Raw genomic sequence first — 16,249 nt, forward strand, 5'->3', positions numbered from 1 at the left:
CCCGGCCATCCACGTCACTTGGCTTCCAGATCGTCCCCTTAGTGGGACGATCTACTTAATGATCGACGACACCACGCCGGCGCCGACGGTCCGGCCGCCTTCGCGAATGGCGAAGCGCAGCTTCTCTTCCATGGCGATCGGCACGATCAGCGTCACTTCCATGGCGATGTTGTCGCCCGGCATGACCATCTCGGTGCCTTCCGGCAGCGACACCACGCCCGTCACGTCGGTCGTGCGGAAGTAGAACTGCGGCCGGTAGTTGGTGAAGAACGGCGTGTGGCGGCCACCCTCTTCCTTGGTGAGGATGTAGGCCTCGGCCTTGAACTGGGTGTGCGGCGTGACCGAACCCGGCTTGCACAGCACCTGGCCGCGCTCGACGCCCTCGCGATCGATACCGCGCAGCAGCGCGCCGATGTTGTCGCCCGCCTGCCCCGAGTCGAGCAGCTTGCGGAACATCTCGACGCCGGTGACGGTCGTCTTGGTCGTCGGCTTGATGCCGACGATCTCGACTTCCTCGCCGACCTTGACGACGCCGCGCTCGACACGGCCGGTGACGACGGTGCCACGGCCCGAGATCGAGAACACGTCTTCGATCGGCATCAGGAACGGCTGGTCGATCGGACGCTCCGGCTGCGGAATGTACGAGTCGACGGCCTTCATCAGCTCGAGGATCGCGTCATGGCCGAGCTTCTGGTCGGTGCCTTCCAGCGCTGCGAGCGCCGAACCGCGGATGACCGGAACCTTGTCGCCCGGGAACTTGTACTTGGTGAGCAGCTCGCGCACCTCGAGCTCGACCAGCTCCAGCAGCTCCGGATCATCGACCATGTCGCACTTGTTGAGGAACACGACGAGCGCCGGCACGCCGACCTGATAGGCGAGCAGGATGTGCTCGCGGGTCTGCGGCATCGGGCCGTCGGCGGCCGACACGACCAGGATGGCGCCGTCCATCTGCGCGGCGCCGGTGATCATGTTCTTCACATAGTCGGCGTGGCCTGGGCAGTCGACGTGCGCGTAGTGGCGCTTCTCGGTCTGGTATTCGACGTGGGCGGTATTGATCGTGATGCCGCGCGCCTTCTCTTCCGGCGCTGCGTCGATCTCGTCATACTTCTTGTAGGTCGCCCCGCCCGTCTCGGCCAGAACCTTGGTGATCGCCGCGGTCAGCGACGTCTTGCCATGATCGACGTGGCCGATCGTACCAATGTTGCAATGCGGCTTGGTCCGCTCGAATTTCTCTTTGGCCATCGGGGCTCTCCGTTCTTCTCAAACTGAATCGTTATCAGGCGTACTTGGCTTGCACTTCGTCGGCCACGGCTTGTGGGACTTGTGCGTAGTGACTGAACTGCATCGTGTAGTTCGCGCGGCCCTGCGACATCGACCGAAGCTGGTTGACGTAGCCGAACATGTTGGCGAGCGGCACGGTCGCGTTGATGACCTGCGCGTTGCCGCGCGTGTCGGTGCCCATGATCTGGCCGCGGCGTGAGTTAAGGTCGCCGATGACCGAGCCCAGATATTCTTCCGGGCTCACCACCTCGACCTTCATGATCGGCTCGAGCAGCACCGGGCCGGCCATCTTGAACGCCTCGCGGAGACCCGCGCGCGTCGCGATTTCGAAGGCGAGCGCCGACGAATCGACGTCGTGGTACTTGCCGTCGGTGAGCACGACCGTGACGTCGACCACCGGGAAGCCGATCAGCGGACCCGAGGTCAGCACCGACTCGTAGCCCTTCTCGACGCCCGGGATGTATTCCTTCGGCACCGTGCCGCCGACGATCTTCGACTCGAAGGCATTGCCCTTGCCGACGCCCGACGGCGACAGCTCGAACTCGACCTGCGCGAACTGGCCGGAGCCGCCCGACTGCTTCTTGTGCGTGTACGAGTGCGTGATCGCGCGGGTGATCGTCTCGCGGTAGGCAACCTGCGGCGCGCCAACGTTGACGTCGACCTTGTAGGTGCGCTTCAGGATGTCGACCTTGATGTCGAGGTGCAGTTCGCCCATGCCCTTGAGGCGGGTCTGGCCGCTCTCCGGGTCGGTCGAAACGCGGAACGACGGATCCTCGGCCGCGAGGCGGTTGAGCGCCACGCCGAGCTTCTCCTGGTCGGCCTTGGTCTTCGGCTCGACCGCGATCTCGATGACCGGGTCGGGGAATTCCATCTTTTCCAGGATCACCGGCTTCTGCATGTCGCACAGCGTGTCGCCGGTGCGCGCTTCCTTGAGGCCGGCCAGCGCGATGATGTCGCCGGCGTAGGCTTCCTTGGTGTCTTCGCGGTGGTTGGCATGCATGAGCAGCATGCGGCCGACGCGCTCCTTGCGGTCGCGCGGCGAGTTGAGCAGCGTCGTGCCGGCTTCCAGCACGCCCGAATAGATGCGGCAGAAGGTCAGCGAACCGACGAACGGATCGTCCATCACCTTGAAGGCGAGCATGGCGAGCGGCTCGTCGTCGGTGGCATGACGCTCGATCTCGTTGCCCTTGAGGTCGACGCCCTTGATCGGCGGAACGTCGAGCGGCGACGGCAGGTAGTCGACGACCGCGTCGAGCAGCGTCTGCACGCCCTTGTTCTTGAAGGCCGAGCCGGCGAGCACCGGGAAGAAGGTCGAGTTGAGCACCGCCTTGCGGATGAGCCGCTTCAGCGTCGCCTCGTCCGGCTCCTTGCCCTCGAAGAAGGCCGCGAGCGCCACGTCGTCGAGCTCGACCGCAGCTTCGACGAGCTGGGCACGATACTTCGCCGAGATTTCCTTCATGTCGTCGGGAATTTCGGTGTCGTGATACTTGGCGCCGAGGGTCTCGTCTTCCCACACGACCGCCTTCATGCGGACGAGGTCGATGATGCCCTTGAAGTTGTTCTCCGAGCCGATCGGCAACTGGATCGCCACCGGCTTGGCGCCGAGGCGCTTCACGATGTCGTCGAGGCACTTGTAGAAGTCGGCGCCCGTCTTATCCATCTTGTTGGCGAAGACGATGCGCGGCACGTGATACTTGTCGCCCTGGCGCCAGACGGTCTCCGTCTGCGGCTCTACACCCTGGTTTGAATCGAGCACGCATACCGCGCCGTCGAGGACGCGCAGCGAACGCTCCACCTCGATCGTGAAATCGACGTGGCCGGGAGTGTCGATGATGTTGAGGCGCTTGCCGTTCCAGATGGCGGTCGTCGCGGCCGACGTGATCGTGATGCCGCGCTCCTGCTCCTGCTCCATCCAGTCCATGGTCGCGGCGCCGTCGTGGACTTCGCCGATCTTATGGTTCTTGCCGGTGTAGAAGAGAATCCGCTCGGTGGTCGTGGTCTTGCCGGCATCGATGTGGGCCATGATGCCGAAGTTGCGGTAGTCCTCGAGTTTATGGGTGCGCGGCATCGCGGGGGCCTCTGATCCTTACCAGCGGTAATGCGAGAACGCGCGGTTGGCTTCCGCCATCCGGTGCGTGTCTTCGCGCTTCTTTACCGCGTTGCCGCGGTTGTTGGCGGCGTCAAGCAGCTCCCCCGAGAGCTTGTCGATCATCGTCTTCTCGTTGCGGCCGCGCGCCGCGACGAGCAGCCAGCGGATGGCGAGCGCCTGGCGGCGCTCGGTGCGTACTTCCACCGGCACCTGGTACGTCGCACCGCCGACGCGGCGCGAGCGCACTTCGATCGACGGCATGACGTTGTCCAGCGCGTTCCGGAAGATCGCCAGCGGATCCTGTTTCGTCTTCGACTGGATGATGTCGAACGCGCCATACACGATCTGCTCGGCGACCGACTTCTTCCCGTGGCTCATCACCGAGTTCATGAACTTGGTCACGACCTCGTTCTTGAACTTCGGGTCGGGAGTGATCTCCCGCTTATCGGCGCTGTGGCGGCGTGACATGTCGTCTTTTTTCCTAGGTCTTCAGAGAATCAGAAAGCGGCCCCGACTACTTGGGCCGCTTCGCTCCGTACTTCGATCTGCGCTGCTTGCGGTCTTTTACGCCCTGCGTGTCGAGCACGCCGCGAATGATGTGATAGCGCACGCCCGGAAGGTCCTTCACGCGGCCGCCGCGGATCATCACCACCGAATGTTCCTGGAGGTTATGACCCTCGCCCGGAATGTACCCGATGACTTCGAACGCGTTGGTGAGGCGGACCTTGGCGACCTTGCGGAGCGCCGAGTTCGGCTTCTTCGGCGTCGTCGTGTAGACGCGCGTGCACACGCCGCGCTTCTGCGGGCTCTGCTGCATCGCCGGCACTTTGCTGCGCGAGACTGGCGCAATGCGCGGCTTGCGGATGAGCTGGTTGATAGTCGGCATGCTGCCCTTTCGAACTCTTCTTTTCTTCCAACTTCCAACGCCAAAAAGGCGCCGCGTGCGCGACACCGCCAGCGCCCGCCCCGCCTTTTCGTGAGCGGGAGGCGCTCTTCAAAAACAGAGGACCGCGGCCGAACGAGCCGAGGTCATGTTGTGCTCAAACGTCTGTTGCCAGATTCAGCCGCGTCTAGGACTTCTGTTTCTGCGAGCGAGGCGCCCGTCGGAAGAAAAGACCTACTACCTGCCGAAAGCGCGCGGAACCTAGTGATTCCCCGTTCCGCAGTCAACCCCATTGGCAGGCGTTTTGCGCGCGCCGGGGCTGACAGCTAAATTATTGACTCAACGGCGAGATTTCAAGGCGCGCGATTTTGCGCCTCGCGTTGATCGGCAAATCTACGGGACCGACGAGGGGCATGACCTGAACAGCCCCCATCCACGGCCCACCCGCCTCAATCAATCAAAGCGGGCAATAGTGCCGCGATGACGCTTCGGGGGCCCCCAACTGCCGTATCGATTCGGTTTTCGTCTCTGAGAGGCCCACGCCCGGTTGTGAAAGCCGCGGCCCGCGGGTTAGCCTTGCTCTTGCCGGAGAATCTGGGAGCCCGGCCGCCGGGGGCCACGCTTGAACGACATCGACCGAAGGGGCGCGGGCGCCCAGCCCGCTCCGCGCACGATTGGCGCCGACGCGATTCTCCGCGCCCGCATCGGCATCTCGATCGGCTTTCTGCTCGGCGGCATGACGCTGGCGATATGGGCGGTGCACATCCCGCTGGTTGCCCGCCGCCTCGATCTCCAGCCCGGCATACTCGGCCTCGCCCTCCTCTGCATCGGCACCGGCGCGTTCCTGCCGCAACCGCTGGTCGGCGTGCTGGTCAGCCGCCACGGCTCGCGGCGCATTTCGCGCATCCTGCTGCCCGCCTTCGTCGCCATGATGCCGCTCACCGTCACCGCCCCGACGCGGCCGCTGCTTTTCCTGGCGTGCTTTCTCCTCGGCGCCGCCGGCGGCTCCTACAACGTCGCCATCAATACCCAGGGCGCCGAGCTGGAGGCCGCCCGCGGCAAGCCGACGATGTCGTGGTTCCACGGCTGCTGGAGCCTCGGCGGCCTGGTCGGCGCCACGCTTGGCGGCCTCGTCATCGGCGCCGGCTACGGCAGTGGCATCGGCGCGGCGGCCATCGCGGCGCTGATGATCGCCGGCGGCGTGCCGGCGAGCGCGCTGCTGTTCGCCTCGCCGCCCCGCCCGCGCCCGGCGAAGGCGCCGGGCGGCCGCCGCTTCGCGATGCCCGCGGCGCCCCTCCTTGGCCTTCTCGCCATCGCCGTGCTGGGCGAATACGTCGAAAGCTCGGTCAACAACTGGAGCACGCTCTACCTCACGACGGTGCGCGGGCTCGACCCCGCCCACGCCGCAACCGGCCTCGCCGTCTTCTCGCTCGGCATGGCGATCTGCCGGCTGGGCGGCGGCCCGGTGGTCTCCCGCCTCGGCGAACGAACCGTCGTCCTCGGCGGCGGCCTGCTCGTGGCGCTGGGCATCGCCGTGGTCGTCCTGGTGCCGTGGCCCTCGCTCAGTCCGTTCGGCTACGCGCTGGTGGCGCTGGGCGCCGCCAACGGCGTGCCGGTGCTGATCGGCGCCTCGTCGCGCATCCCCGGCATCGACACCGGCGTCGCGGTCGCCACGGTGATAACCTTCATCACCATCGGCTACCTGAGCTCACCACCCGTCGTCGGCTTCGTCTCGCAGGCATTCGGCGCCACCGTCGGCATGGCGGTGCTGGGCGCCGCCGGCCTGACCATCGCGACCATCGCCGCGCTCCGCCAGTGGCAGCCCGCGCCCGGCCGCTAGGCCGTAGCCGCCGCCGATCCGTCTGCTAAGACTCCGCCGCCGGATTCGGGAACGCATCGGGGACCCGCTTGGACGCAACGCCTGCCCACGCCGCCGCCACGCTTCTCCGCGCGCGCGTCGCTGTTTCCCTCACGTTCCTCGTCATGGGCACGGGAGCCGGCGTGTGGGGCGTCCACATCCCGATCGTCGCCGGGCGCCTCGGGCTGTCGCCGGCCACCATCGGCCTGGCGCTGCTCAGCGCCGCCATCGGCGCCGTGCTCAGCATGCCGGTCACCGGCGCGGCGCTGACGCGCCTGTCTTCCCGTCCGCCGACCGCCGCGTTCGGCCTCGCCTTCGCGTTCCTCACGCCCTTCCCGATCCTCGCGCCATGGCCGTGGTTCCTGTTCGTGGCACTGTTCCTCTGGGGCGCCGCCATGGGCGGCATGGACGTCGCGATGAACACCCAGGCGACCGAAGTCGAAGCGGTGCGCCGCAAGCCGACGATGTCATCCTTCCACGGCTTCTTCTCGGTCGGCGCGCTGATTGGCTCGACGCTCGGCGGCATCATCGTCGGCGTCGGCTGGGGCGGCGGCAGCGGCGCGCTGATCGTCGCGGCGCTGCTGGTGCTGATCAGCGTCTGGTCGGCGATGAACCTGTGGCCGGCCGACAAGCCGGACCACGCCGGCCCGCGCTTCGCGCTGCCGCCGCTGGCGGTGCTGGGCATCGGCGCGATCACGCTGCTGGCCTTCGCCGGCGAAGGCGCCGTGTCCGACTGGAGCGCCCTCTTCCTCTCCACCGTCAAAGGCACCAGCCACGGCGTCGCCGCGAGCGGGCTGGTCGTGTTCTCCGTCGCCATGATCGTCTGCCGCCTGACCGGCGACCGCGTCGTGGCGGCGCTCGGCGCGACCACGGTCGTGTTCGCCGGCGGCCTGCTGATGGTGGCGGGCATCGTCATCGCCGTCGCCTCCCCCTGGCCGATCGTGTGCGCCGTCGGCTTCGGCATCGTCGGCATCGGCGCCGCCAACCTCGCGCCGGTCACCTTCACCGCCGCCTCGCGCACGCCGGGCGTCTCGGCCTCCGTCGGCGTCGCCGCGGTGACGACCATGGGCTACGCCGGCTTCCTGTTCTCGCCTCCGACGCTGGGCTTCGTCGCCAATGCCTGGGGCCTGCCGTTCGCGCTGGCGATCGTCGCGGTGATGGGCCTCGCCGTCACGGCGCTGACCGGCACGGTGCGGCGGTAGCGGAGGCCTCCCCCCTCCGCTCATCCCCGCGAAAGCGGGATCCACGCGGATACGGCAAAGTTGCACGGTCACGCTCCTCGACCCCCGCCTCCGCGGGGGAAGCGGAGGCGAAGAGTCGGGCAGCTCCCGCGACGCACACAGCGCGGCTCCCGCAGGTTCAAATGCCCGCGACCGGCCCCGACGTACTGCCCAAAGAAAAGGGCCGCCCCGAAGGACGGCCCCGATCTGAGTTCTTGGCTGTAGCGCTTATTCCGCCGGCGCGCCGGAAAGCTCGGCGAGTTCCGCCATCGCTTCCTTGTCGCCGGATTCCTCGGCCACCTTCTTGCGCTCCTCGACGATGAGTTCGTCGCGGTGCGTGGCGACCGAGCGGATACGCTGCTGCATCCCGCCGGTGCCCGCCGGAATGAGGCGGCCGACGATAATGTTCTCCTTGAGGCCCTCGAGCGGATCGACCTTGCCCTGAACCGCCGCTTCCGTGAGGACGCGGGTGGTCTCCTGGAAGGAGGCCGCCGAGAAGAACGAGCGCGTCTGCAGGCTCGCCTTGGTGATGCCGAGCAGGATCGGCACCGCCACCGCGGGCTTCTTGCCCTCGTCGACGAGCTTGGCGTTCATCGCCTCGAAGTCCAACTGGTCGAGCTGCTCACCGGCGAACATCGTCGACTCGCCTGCATCGGTGATCTCCACCTTCTGCAGCATCTGGCGAACGATGACCTCGATGTGCTTGTCGTTGATGGTCACGCCCTGCAGCCGGTAGACGTCCTGGATCTCGTTGACGAGATACGCGGCAAGTGCCTCGATCCCCTTGATCGCCAGGATGTCGTGCGGAGCGGGATTGCCCTCGACGATGTAATCGCCCTTCTCGACAACGTCGCCTTCCTGAAGATGGAAAGGCTTGCCCTTGGCGATCAGGTACTCGACCGGCTCCGCACCCTCCTCGACCGGGTCGATGATGATGCGGCGCTTGTTCTTGTAGTCGCGGCCGAAGCGGACGGTGCCGCTCGATTCCGCGATGATCGCGTGGTCCTTCGGACGCCGTGCCTCGAACAGCTCCGCCACCCGCGGCAGACCGCCGGTGATGTCGCGCGTCTTGGCGCTTTCCATCGGGATACGCGCCAGCACGTCGCCGGCCTTCACCTCGGCGCCGGGCTCGACCGACAGGATCGTCTCGACCGGCAGCAGGTAGCGCCCTTCGGCGCCCCCGCGGCCGCTCTTGCGCGACTTGGCGTCCTTGCCCTTGACCACGATCGTCGGCTTGAGGTCCGACGCGCGCGGATTGGCCCGCCAGTCGATGACCACGCGCTTGGTGATGCCGGTCGACTCGTCGGTGGCTTCCGACACCGACAGGCGATCGACCAGGTCTTCGAAGCCGACGACGCCGTCGACTTCCGAGATGATCGGCCGCGTGTACGGGTCCCACTCGGCGAGGCGCTGGCCGCGCTTCACCTTGTCGCCGTCGTCGACCAGCACCTTGGCGCCGAAGGTCACGCGGTTGGCCGCGCGCTCGGTGCCGTCGCGATCGACGATCACGATCTGCATGTTGCGCGCCATCGCGATGTTATTCCCTTCGGAATCCTTCACGATGTTGCGGTTACGCATCTCGATCTTGCCTTCGAACGAAGCGTCGAGCGTCGACTGATCGACCACCTGCGCCGTGCCGCCGATGTGGAACGTGCGCATGGTGAGCTGGGTGCCCGGCTCGCCGATCGACTGCGCCGCAATGACGCCGATCGCCTCGCCGAGGTTGACCGGCGTGCCGCGCGCGAGGTCACGCCCGTAGCACTTGGCGCACACCCCGTTCTTGGTCTCGCAGGTCAGCACCGAGCGGATGCGGAACGACTGCACGTTCGCCTGCTCGATCTTGTCCACGTCGCGTTCGTCGATCAGACGGCCGGCTTCTATCACGATCTTGCCGGTCGCCGGCGCGATCACGTCTTCCGCCGCGGTGCGGCCGAGAACGCGCATGCCGAGCGTCGCCATGACCGTGCCCGAGTCGACCACCGCCTGCATCCTGAGGCCCGCGGTCGTGCCGCAATCCGGCTCGATCACGATGCAATCCTGCGCCACGTCAACCAGACGCCGCGTCAGGTAGCCCGAGTTCGCCGTCTTCAGGGCGGTGTCGGCGAGGCCCTTGCGGGCGCCGTGCGTCGAGTTGAAGTACTCGAGCACCGACAGGCCTTCCTTGAAGTTCGAGATGATCGGCGACTCGATGATCTCGCCCGACGGCTTGGCCATGAGGCCGCGCATGCCGGCAAGCTGCTTCATCTGGGCGGGCGAACCGCGCGCGCCCGAGTGGCTCATCATGTAGATCGAGTTCATCCGCTTGGTGCGGCCGGTGACCTCGTCCTTCTGCACCGCCGAGATGCGCTTCATCATCTCCTCGGCGACGCGGTCGGTGGCCTTCGCCCAGGCATCGACCACCTTGTTGTACTTCTCGCCGCGCGTGATGAGACCGTCGTTGTACTGCTGCTCGTAGTCCTTCGCGAGCTCCGACGTATCGTCGACGATCTTCTGCTTGGTGTCCGGGATCACCATGTCGTCCTTGCCGAACGAGATGCCGGCCTTGAACGCGTTGGTGAAGCCGAGCGTCATGATGCGATCGCAGAAAATGACCGTCTCCTTCTGACCGCAGTGGCGGTAGACGGTGTCGATCACGTTCGAGATTTCCTTCTTCGTCATCAGCTTGTTGACGATCGAATAGGGAACGTTCGGATGCCGCGGCAACAGGTCTGCCAGCAGCATGCGGCCGGGCGTCGTCTCGTGCATCTGCGTCACCGGCTTGCCGGCGGCGTCGACGGTCTTGTAGCGGCCGCGGATCTTGGTGTGCAGCGTCACCGACTTGTTGGCGAGCGCGTGCTCCAGTTCGCCGATGTTGCCGAACGCCATGCCCTCGCCCGGCTCCCCGTCCATCATGATGGACAGGTAGTAGAGGCCGAGCACGATGTCCTGCGACGGCACGATGATCGGCTGGCCGTTCGCGGGGTGCAGGATGTTGTTGGTCGACATCATCAGGACGCGCGCTTCCAACTGCGCTTCAAGCGACAGCGGAACGTGCACGGCCATCTGGTCGCCGTCGAAGTCGGCGTTGAAGGCGGCGCAGACCAGCGGGTGAAGCTGGATCGCCTTGCCCTCGATCAGCACCGGCTCGAACGCCTGGATGCCCAGGCGATGCAGCGTCGGCGCGCGGTTGAGCAGCACCGGATGCTCGCGGATGACCTCGTCGAGGATATCCCAGACCTCCGGCTTCTCCTTCTCGACCAGCTTCTTCGCCTGCTTGACGGTAGACGAGAAGCCCTTGGCGTCGAGGCGCGAGTAGATGAACGGCTTGAACAGCTCGAGCGCCATCTTCTTCGGCAGGCCGCACTGGTGCAGCTTGAGTTCCGGACCGACCACGATGACCGAACGGCCCGAGTAGTCGACGCGCTTGCCGAGCAGGTTCTGGCGGAAGCGGCCCTGCTTGCCCTTCAGCATGTCGGACAGCGACTTCAGCGGCCGCTTGTTGGCGCCCGTGATGACGCGACCGCGGCGGCCGTTGTCGAACAACGCGTCGACGGCCTCCTGCAGCATGCGCTTCTCGTTGCGGATGATGATGTCCGGCGCGCGCAGCTCGATCAGCCGCTTGAGGCGGTTGTTGCGGTTGATGACGCGGCGGTAGAGGTCGTTGAGGTCCGACGTCGCGAAGCGGCCGCCGTCGAGCGGCACCAGCGGACGCAGGTCCGGCGGGATGACCGGGATCTGGGTCATGATCATCCAGTCCGGCTTGTTGCCGGACTCCATGAACGACTCGACCAGGTTCAGCCGCTTGGCGAGCTTCTTCGGCTTCAACTCCGAGGTCGACTCGGCGATCTCGACGCGCAGATCCGCGGCAAGTTTCGCAAGGTCGAGCCCGACGAGAATGTCGCGGATGGCCTCGGCGCCGATCTTGGCGGTGAAGCCGTCCTCGCCGAACTCATCCTGCGCCTTGAGGTACTCGTCCTCCGACAGGAGCTGGCGCTCCTTGAGCGGCGTCAGGCCCGGCTCGGTGACGACGTAATTCTCGAAATAGAGAATGCGCTCAAGGTCCTTGAGCGTCATGTCGAGCAGCATGCCGATGCGGGAGGGCAGCGACTTCAGGAACCAGATGTGCGCCACCGGCGCGGCCAATTCGATATGGCCCATGCGCTCGCGCCGCACGCGCGCCAGGGTGACCTCGACGCCGCACTTCTCGCAGATGATGCCCTTGTACTTCATGCGCTTGTACTTGCCGCACAAGCACTCGTAGTCCTTGATCGGCCCGAAGATGCGCGCGCAGAACAGGCCGTCGCGCTCGGGCTTGAAGGTCCGGTAGTTGATCGTCTCTGGCTTCTTGATCTCGCCGTAGGACCACGACTTGATCTTGTCCGGTGACGCAATCGAGATGCGAATCTGGTCGAACACCTGGGCAGGCGTCGGGGCCGGATTGAAGATGTTCGCGATCTCTTGGTTCATAGTTTGGTCTCCTTCGCGGTTCGCCGGGCGGGGGATTCCCGGGAACCGAATGTTCAGTTCAAAGCGCGGAAAGCGGGTCGCTAGCGCGACCCGTTATTCCGCCGCATCGGCGGCCGCTGGCGGCCGCGCCTTCGAGTTGTCGAGCTCCACGTCGAGGCCGAGCGAGCGCATTTCCTTGACCAGCACGTTGAAGGATTCGGGGATGCCCGCCTCCAGCGTGTCGTCGCCGCGCACGATCGCCTCGTAGACCTTGGTGCGGCCGGCGACGTCGTCCGACTTCACCGTCAGCATTTCCTGGAGCGTGTACGCGGCGCCGTAAGCCTCGAGCGCCCACACTTCCATTTCGCCGAACCGCTGGCCGCCGAACTGCGCCTTGCCGCCGAGCGGCTGCTGGGTGACCAGCGAGTACGGGCCGATCGAGCGGGCGTGGATCTTGTCGTCCACCAGGTGGTGCAGCTTCAGAATGTAGATGTAGCCGACGGTCACCGGACGATCGAACTGCTCGCCGGTGCGCCCGTCGTAGACGGTCGACTGGCCGGAAGCATCGAGCCCGGCTTCCTTCAGCATCTCGACGATGTCGGCCTCGTGCGCGCCGTCGAACACCGGCGTCGCGATCGGCACGCCGCCCTTCAACTGCTCGGCAAGGCGAATGGTCGACTCGTCGTCGTATTCGCCGACATCCTCGTTCTTGCTGTTCGGACCGTAGATCGACTTCAGCATCTTCTTGATCGGCTTCACGTCCTGGGACTTCTGGTAAGCCTCCAGAAGCTTCCCGATCTTGATGCCCATGCCGGCGCAGGCCCAGCCGAGGTGCGTCTCGAGAATCTGGCCGACGTTCATGCGCGACGGCACGCCGAGCGGGTTCAGCACCACATCGACGTGCGTGCCGTCCTCGAGGAACGGCATGTCCTCGACCGGAACGATCTTGGACACCACGCCCTTGTTGCCATGGCGGCCGGCCATCTTGTCGCCCGGCTGGATCTTGCGCTTCACCGCAACGAAAACCTTGACCATCTTCATCACGCCGGGCGGAAGTTCGTCGCCGCGCTGCAGCTTCTCGACCTTGTCGATGAACCGCTTCTCGAGACCCTTGCGGCTCTCGTCGTACTGGTTCCGCAAGGCCTCGATCTCGGCCATCAGCTTCTCGTTCGAGATCGCGAACTGCCACCACTGGCTCTTCGGATGCTCGTCGAGAGTCTCCTTGGTGATCTTGCCGCCCTTCTTGAACGTCTTCGGGCCGGCGACCGCCATCTTGTTGACCAGCATGTCCGACAGGCGGCCGAACACGTTGCGGTCGAGGATCGCCTGCTCGTCGTCGCGGTCCTTGGCGAGACGCTCGATCTCCTCGCGCTCGATCGCCATGGCGCGCTCGTCCTTCTCGACGCCATGCCGGTTGAACACGCGCACTTCGACGACCGTGCCGGTGACGCCCGGCGGAACGCGGAGCGAGGTATCGCGAACGTCGGAAGCCTTCTCGCCGAAGATGGCGCGCAGCAGCTTCTCTTCCGGCGTCATCGGGCTCTCGCCCTTCGGCGTGATCTTGCCGACCAGGATGTCGCCGGCGACGACTTCGGCGCCGATGTAGACGATGCCGGCCTCGTCGAGGCTCTTCAGCGCCTCTTCCGATACGTTCGGAATGTCGCGCGTGATTTCCTCCGGCCCGAGCTTGGTGTCGCGGGCCATGACCTCGAACTCCTCGATGTGGATCGAGGTGAAGACGTCATCGCGCACGATGCGCTCGGAGAGGAGGATCGAGTCCTCGAAGTTGTAGCCATTCCACGGCATGAACGCGACCAGGCAGTTGCGCCCGAGCGCGAGATCGCCGAGGTCCGTCGACGGACCGTCGGCAATGATGTCGCCCTTGCCGACCCGGTCGCCGACACGCACCAGCGGACGCTGGTTGATGCAGGTGTTCTGGTTCGAGCGCTGGAACTTCATCAGCCGGTAGATGTCAACGCCGGACTTCGACGGATCGAGGTCCTCGGTCGCGCGGATGACGATACGGGTCGCGTCGACCTGGTCGACGACGCCCGCCCGGCGCGCCGCAATCGCGGCACCGGAGTCACGCGCCACGATCGGCTCCATGCCGGTGCCGACCAGCGGCGCCTCGGCACGGATCAGCGGCACCGCCTGGCGCTGCATGTTCGAGCCCATGAGGGCGCGGTTGGCGTCGTCGTTTTCCAGGAACGGGATGAGCGCCGCGGCCACCGAGATGACCTGCTTCGGCGACACGTCCATCATGTCGACCTTGTCCGGCGGCACCATCACGTTTTCACCGGCCTGGCGGCAGACCACCAGTTCCTCGGTGAGCTTGCCCTTGGCGTCGAGGCCGGAGTTGGCCTGGGCGACCGTGAACTTGGCCTCTTCCATCGCCGAGAGGTACTGCACCTCCTCGGTGACGCGGCCGTCCTTCACCTTGCGGTACGGGCTTTCGATGAAGCCGTACTTGTTCACCCGCGCGAAGGTGGCGAGCGAATTGATCAGGCCGATGTTCGGCCCTTCCGGCGTCTCGATCGGGCAGATGCGGCCGTAATGCGTCGGGTGCACGTCGCGCACCTCGAAGCCGGCACGCTCGCGCGTCAAGCCGCCCGGTCCAAGCGCCGACAGGCGGCGCTTGTGGGTGATCTCCGACAGCGGATTGGTCTGGTCCATGAACTGCGAGAGCTGCGAGGAGCCGAAGAACTCGCGCACCGCGGCGGCCGCGGGCTTCGCGTTGATCAGGTCCTGCGGCATGACGTTGCCGATTTCGACCGACGACATGCGCTCCTTGATGGCGCGCTCCATGCGCAGCAGACCGATGCGGTACTGGTTTTCCATCAGCTCGCCGACAGAACGAACCCGGCGGTTGCCGAGGTTGTCGATGTCGTCGATCTCGCCCTTGCCGTCGCGCAGGCCGAGCAGCGTCTTGATCACCGCGAGGATGTCTTCCTTGCGCAGCACGCGCACGGTGTCCTCGGCGTCGAGGTCGAGACGCATGTTCATCTTGACGCGGCCGACCGCGGAAAGGTCGTAACGCTCAGAGTCGAAGAACAGCGACTTGAACATCGCCTCGGCGGTCTCAACCGTCGGCGGCTCGCCCGGGCGCATGACGCGATAGATGTCGAACAGCGCGTCCTCGCGCGACTCGTTCTTGTCGACCGCCAGCGTGTTGCGGATGTAGGCGCCGGTATTGACGTGGTCGATGTCGAGGACCGTGATCTCGTTGTTGCCGGCATCGACGAGCTGCTTGAGCAGCTTCTCGTTCAGTTCGTCGCCGGCCTCGGCATAGATCTCGCCCGTCTCGAGGTTGACCTGGTCGTCGGCGAGGTAGTGGCCGTAGAGGTCCTCGTCGGCGACCTTCAGCGCCTTGATGCCCTTCTCGGCCAGCGCCTTCGCCTGACGCACCGTGACCTTCTTGCCCGCCTCGACCACGACTTCGCCGGAGTCGGCGTCGATCAGGTCGTTGACGACGCGCATGCCGCGCATGCGCTCGGCATTGAACGGCAAACGCCAGCCCTGCTTGGTCTTCTTGTAGACGACCTTGTTGTAGAAGGTGTTGAGGATCTCCTCACCGTCCATGCCCAGCGCATAGAGCAGCGACGTCACCGGAATCTTCCGGCGGCGGTCGATACGCGCGTGCACGATGTCCTTGGCGTCGAACTCGATATCGAGCCACGAGCCGCGGTACGGAATGATGCGGGCGGCGAACAAGAGCTTGCCCGACGAGTGCGTCTTGCCCTTGTCGTGGTCGAAGAAGACGCCCGGCGAACGGTGCATCTGCGAGACGATCACGCGCTCGGTGCCGTTGACGATGAAGGTGCCGTTCATCGTCATGAGCGGCATCTCGCCCATGTAGACTTCCTGCTCCTTGATGTCCTTGACCGACTTCGCGCCGGTCTCCTGATCGACATCGAACACGATCAGGCGGAGCGTGACCTTGAGCGGCGCCGAATAGGTCATGCCGCGCTGACGGCACTCGTCAACGTCGTACTTGGGCGGATCGAAATCGAAGCGCACGAACTCGAGCAGAGCCGTGTTCGAGAAGTCGGAGATCGGGAAGACCGACTTGAATACGGCCTGCAGGCCCTCGTCCGGGCGACCGCCGTCGGGCTCTTCGACCATCAGGAACTGGTCGTAAGATGCCTTCTGAACCTCGATGAGGTTCGGCATCTCCGCCACTTCGCGGATGGAACCGAAGAACCTGCGAACCCTGCGGCGACCGGTGAACGGCTGGTTCATGGTGACTCCTGGTCAGTAGTCTTGTGTCTGAAACGGTTGTCCGGAAAGCCGGCGACGCCGGCGCTCTGGGCAACGGTTTTTCCTAACGCGGTACTCTGTTCTTGAGGGGCGACGCCGGCTTGGGGACGGCGTCGCCACTCTTTGCTCTTCCGTCGTGGCCGATTTGTCCCGGCTATCGACGTATTCACTTCCCGAGATCCCCGGGTCTCGCTTGCGCTCGCCCGAGGATGACTTCGACGGGAGCGCTGACGCGC

The 16,249-nt window shown here is 65.6% G+C and carries 8 protein-coding genes; 2 read left to right on the forward strand and 6 right to left on the reverse strand.

All coding sequences use genetic code 11. The features are described 5' to 3' along the window. Window positions 1-51: 51 nt before the first annotated feature. Genes tuf through rpsL form a run of 4 tightly spaced genes read right to left on the reverse strand, consistent with a single transcriptional unit; the run spans window position 52 to window position 4,256 of the window. Window positions 52-1,242: an elongation factor Tu gene (gene tuf, locus WDM94_11290; GenBank protein MEJ0013186.1), complete on the reverse strand. Its 1,191-nt coding sequence runs from the start codon at window positions 1,240-1,242 to the stop codon at window positions 52-54. Window positions 1,243-1,276: 34 nt separating this feature from the next. Further along, the gene (fusA, locus tag WDM94_11295) at window positions 1,277-3,349 is read right to left on the reverse strand and encodes an elongation factor G (protein MEJ0013187.1); all 2,073 of its coding nucleotides are present in this window, start codon (window positions 3,347-3,349) and stop codon (window positions 1,277-1,279) included. An 18-nt stretch (window positions 3,350-3,367) separates the two neighbouring features. Further along, complete coding sequence (gene rpsG / locus WDM94_11300; protein MEJ0013188.1) at window positions 3,368-3,838, reverse strand: 30S ribosomal protein S7; 471 nt, start codon at window positions 3,836-3,838, stop codon at window positions 3,368-3,370. Window positions 3,839-3,884: 46 nt separating this feature from the next. Next, window positions 3,885-4,256: a 30S ribosomal protein S12 gene (gene rpsL, locus WDM94_11305; protein MEJ0013189.1), complete on the reverse strand. Its 372-nt coding sequence runs from the start codon at window positions 4,254-4,256 to the stop codon at window positions 3,885-3,887. Between the two features lie 619 nt (window positions 4,257-4,875). On the opposite strand from rpsL, the gene WDM94_11310 reads away from it, so the two are divergent. Together WDM94_11310 and WDM94_11315 are read left to right on the forward strand one after the other, a co-directional pair. Further along, complete coding sequence (locus WDM94_11310) at window positions 4,876-6,093, forward strand: MFS transporter (protein MEJ0013190.1); 1,218 nt, start codon at window positions 4,876-4,878, stop codon at window positions 6,091-6,093. A gap of 68 nt (window positions 6,094-6,161) precedes the next feature. Beyond that, window positions 6,162-7,313, forward strand: coding sequence for an MFS transporter (locus WDM94_11315; GenBank protein ID MEJ0013191.1), 1,152 nt, complete (start codon window positions 6,162-6,164; stop codon window positions 7,311-7,313). Window positions 7,314-7,559: 246 nt separating this feature from the next. Here the strand turns inward: WDM94_11315 and rpoC are convergent, their stop codons facing one another. Next, window positions 7,560-11,777: a DNA-directed RNA polymerase subunit beta' gene (gene rpoC, locus WDM94_11320; GenBank protein MEJ0013192.1), complete on the reverse strand. Its 4,218-nt coding sequence runs from the start codon at window positions 11,775-11,777 to the stop codon at window positions 7,560-7,562. Window positions 11,778-11,870: 93 nt separating this feature from the next. Further along, window positions 11,871-15,995: a DNA-directed RNA polymerase subunit beta gene (rpoB, locus tag WDM94_11325; protein MEJ0013193.1), complete on the reverse strand. Its 4,125-nt coding sequence runs from the start codon at window positions 15,993-15,995 to the stop codon at window positions 11,871-11,873. Between the last annotated feature and the right edge of the window lie 254 nt (window positions 15,996-16,249).

It is taken from the genome of Bauldia sp. (assembly GCA_037200845.1).
Lineage (GTDB): Bacteria > Pseudomonadota > Alphaproteobacteria > Rhizobiales > Kaistiaceae > DASZQY01.

Coding starts and splice junctions, on each gene's coding strand:
- tuf (MEJ0013186.1), bottom strand. CDS start 1,242: ATGGCCAAAGAGAAATTCGAGCGGACCAAGCCGCATTGCAACATTGGT.
- fusA (MEJ0013187.1), bottom strand. CDS start 3,349: ATGCCGCGCACCCATAAACTCGAGGACTACCGCAACTTCGGCATCATG.
- rpsG (MEJ0013188.1), bottom strand. CDS start 3,838: ATGTCACGCCGCCACAGCGCCGATAAGCGGGAGATCACTCCCGACCCG.
- rpsL (MEJ0013189.1), bottom strand. CDS start 4,256: ATGCCGACTATCAACCAGCTCATCCGCAAGCCGCGCATTGCGCCAGTC.
- rpoC (MEJ0013192.1), bottom strand. CDS start 11,777: ATGAACCAAGAGATCGCGAACATCTTCAATCCGGCCCCGACGCCTGCC.
- rpoB (MEJ0013193.1), bottom strand. CDS start 15,995: ATGAACCAGCCGTTCACCGGTCGCCGCAGGGTTCGCAGGTTCTTCGGT.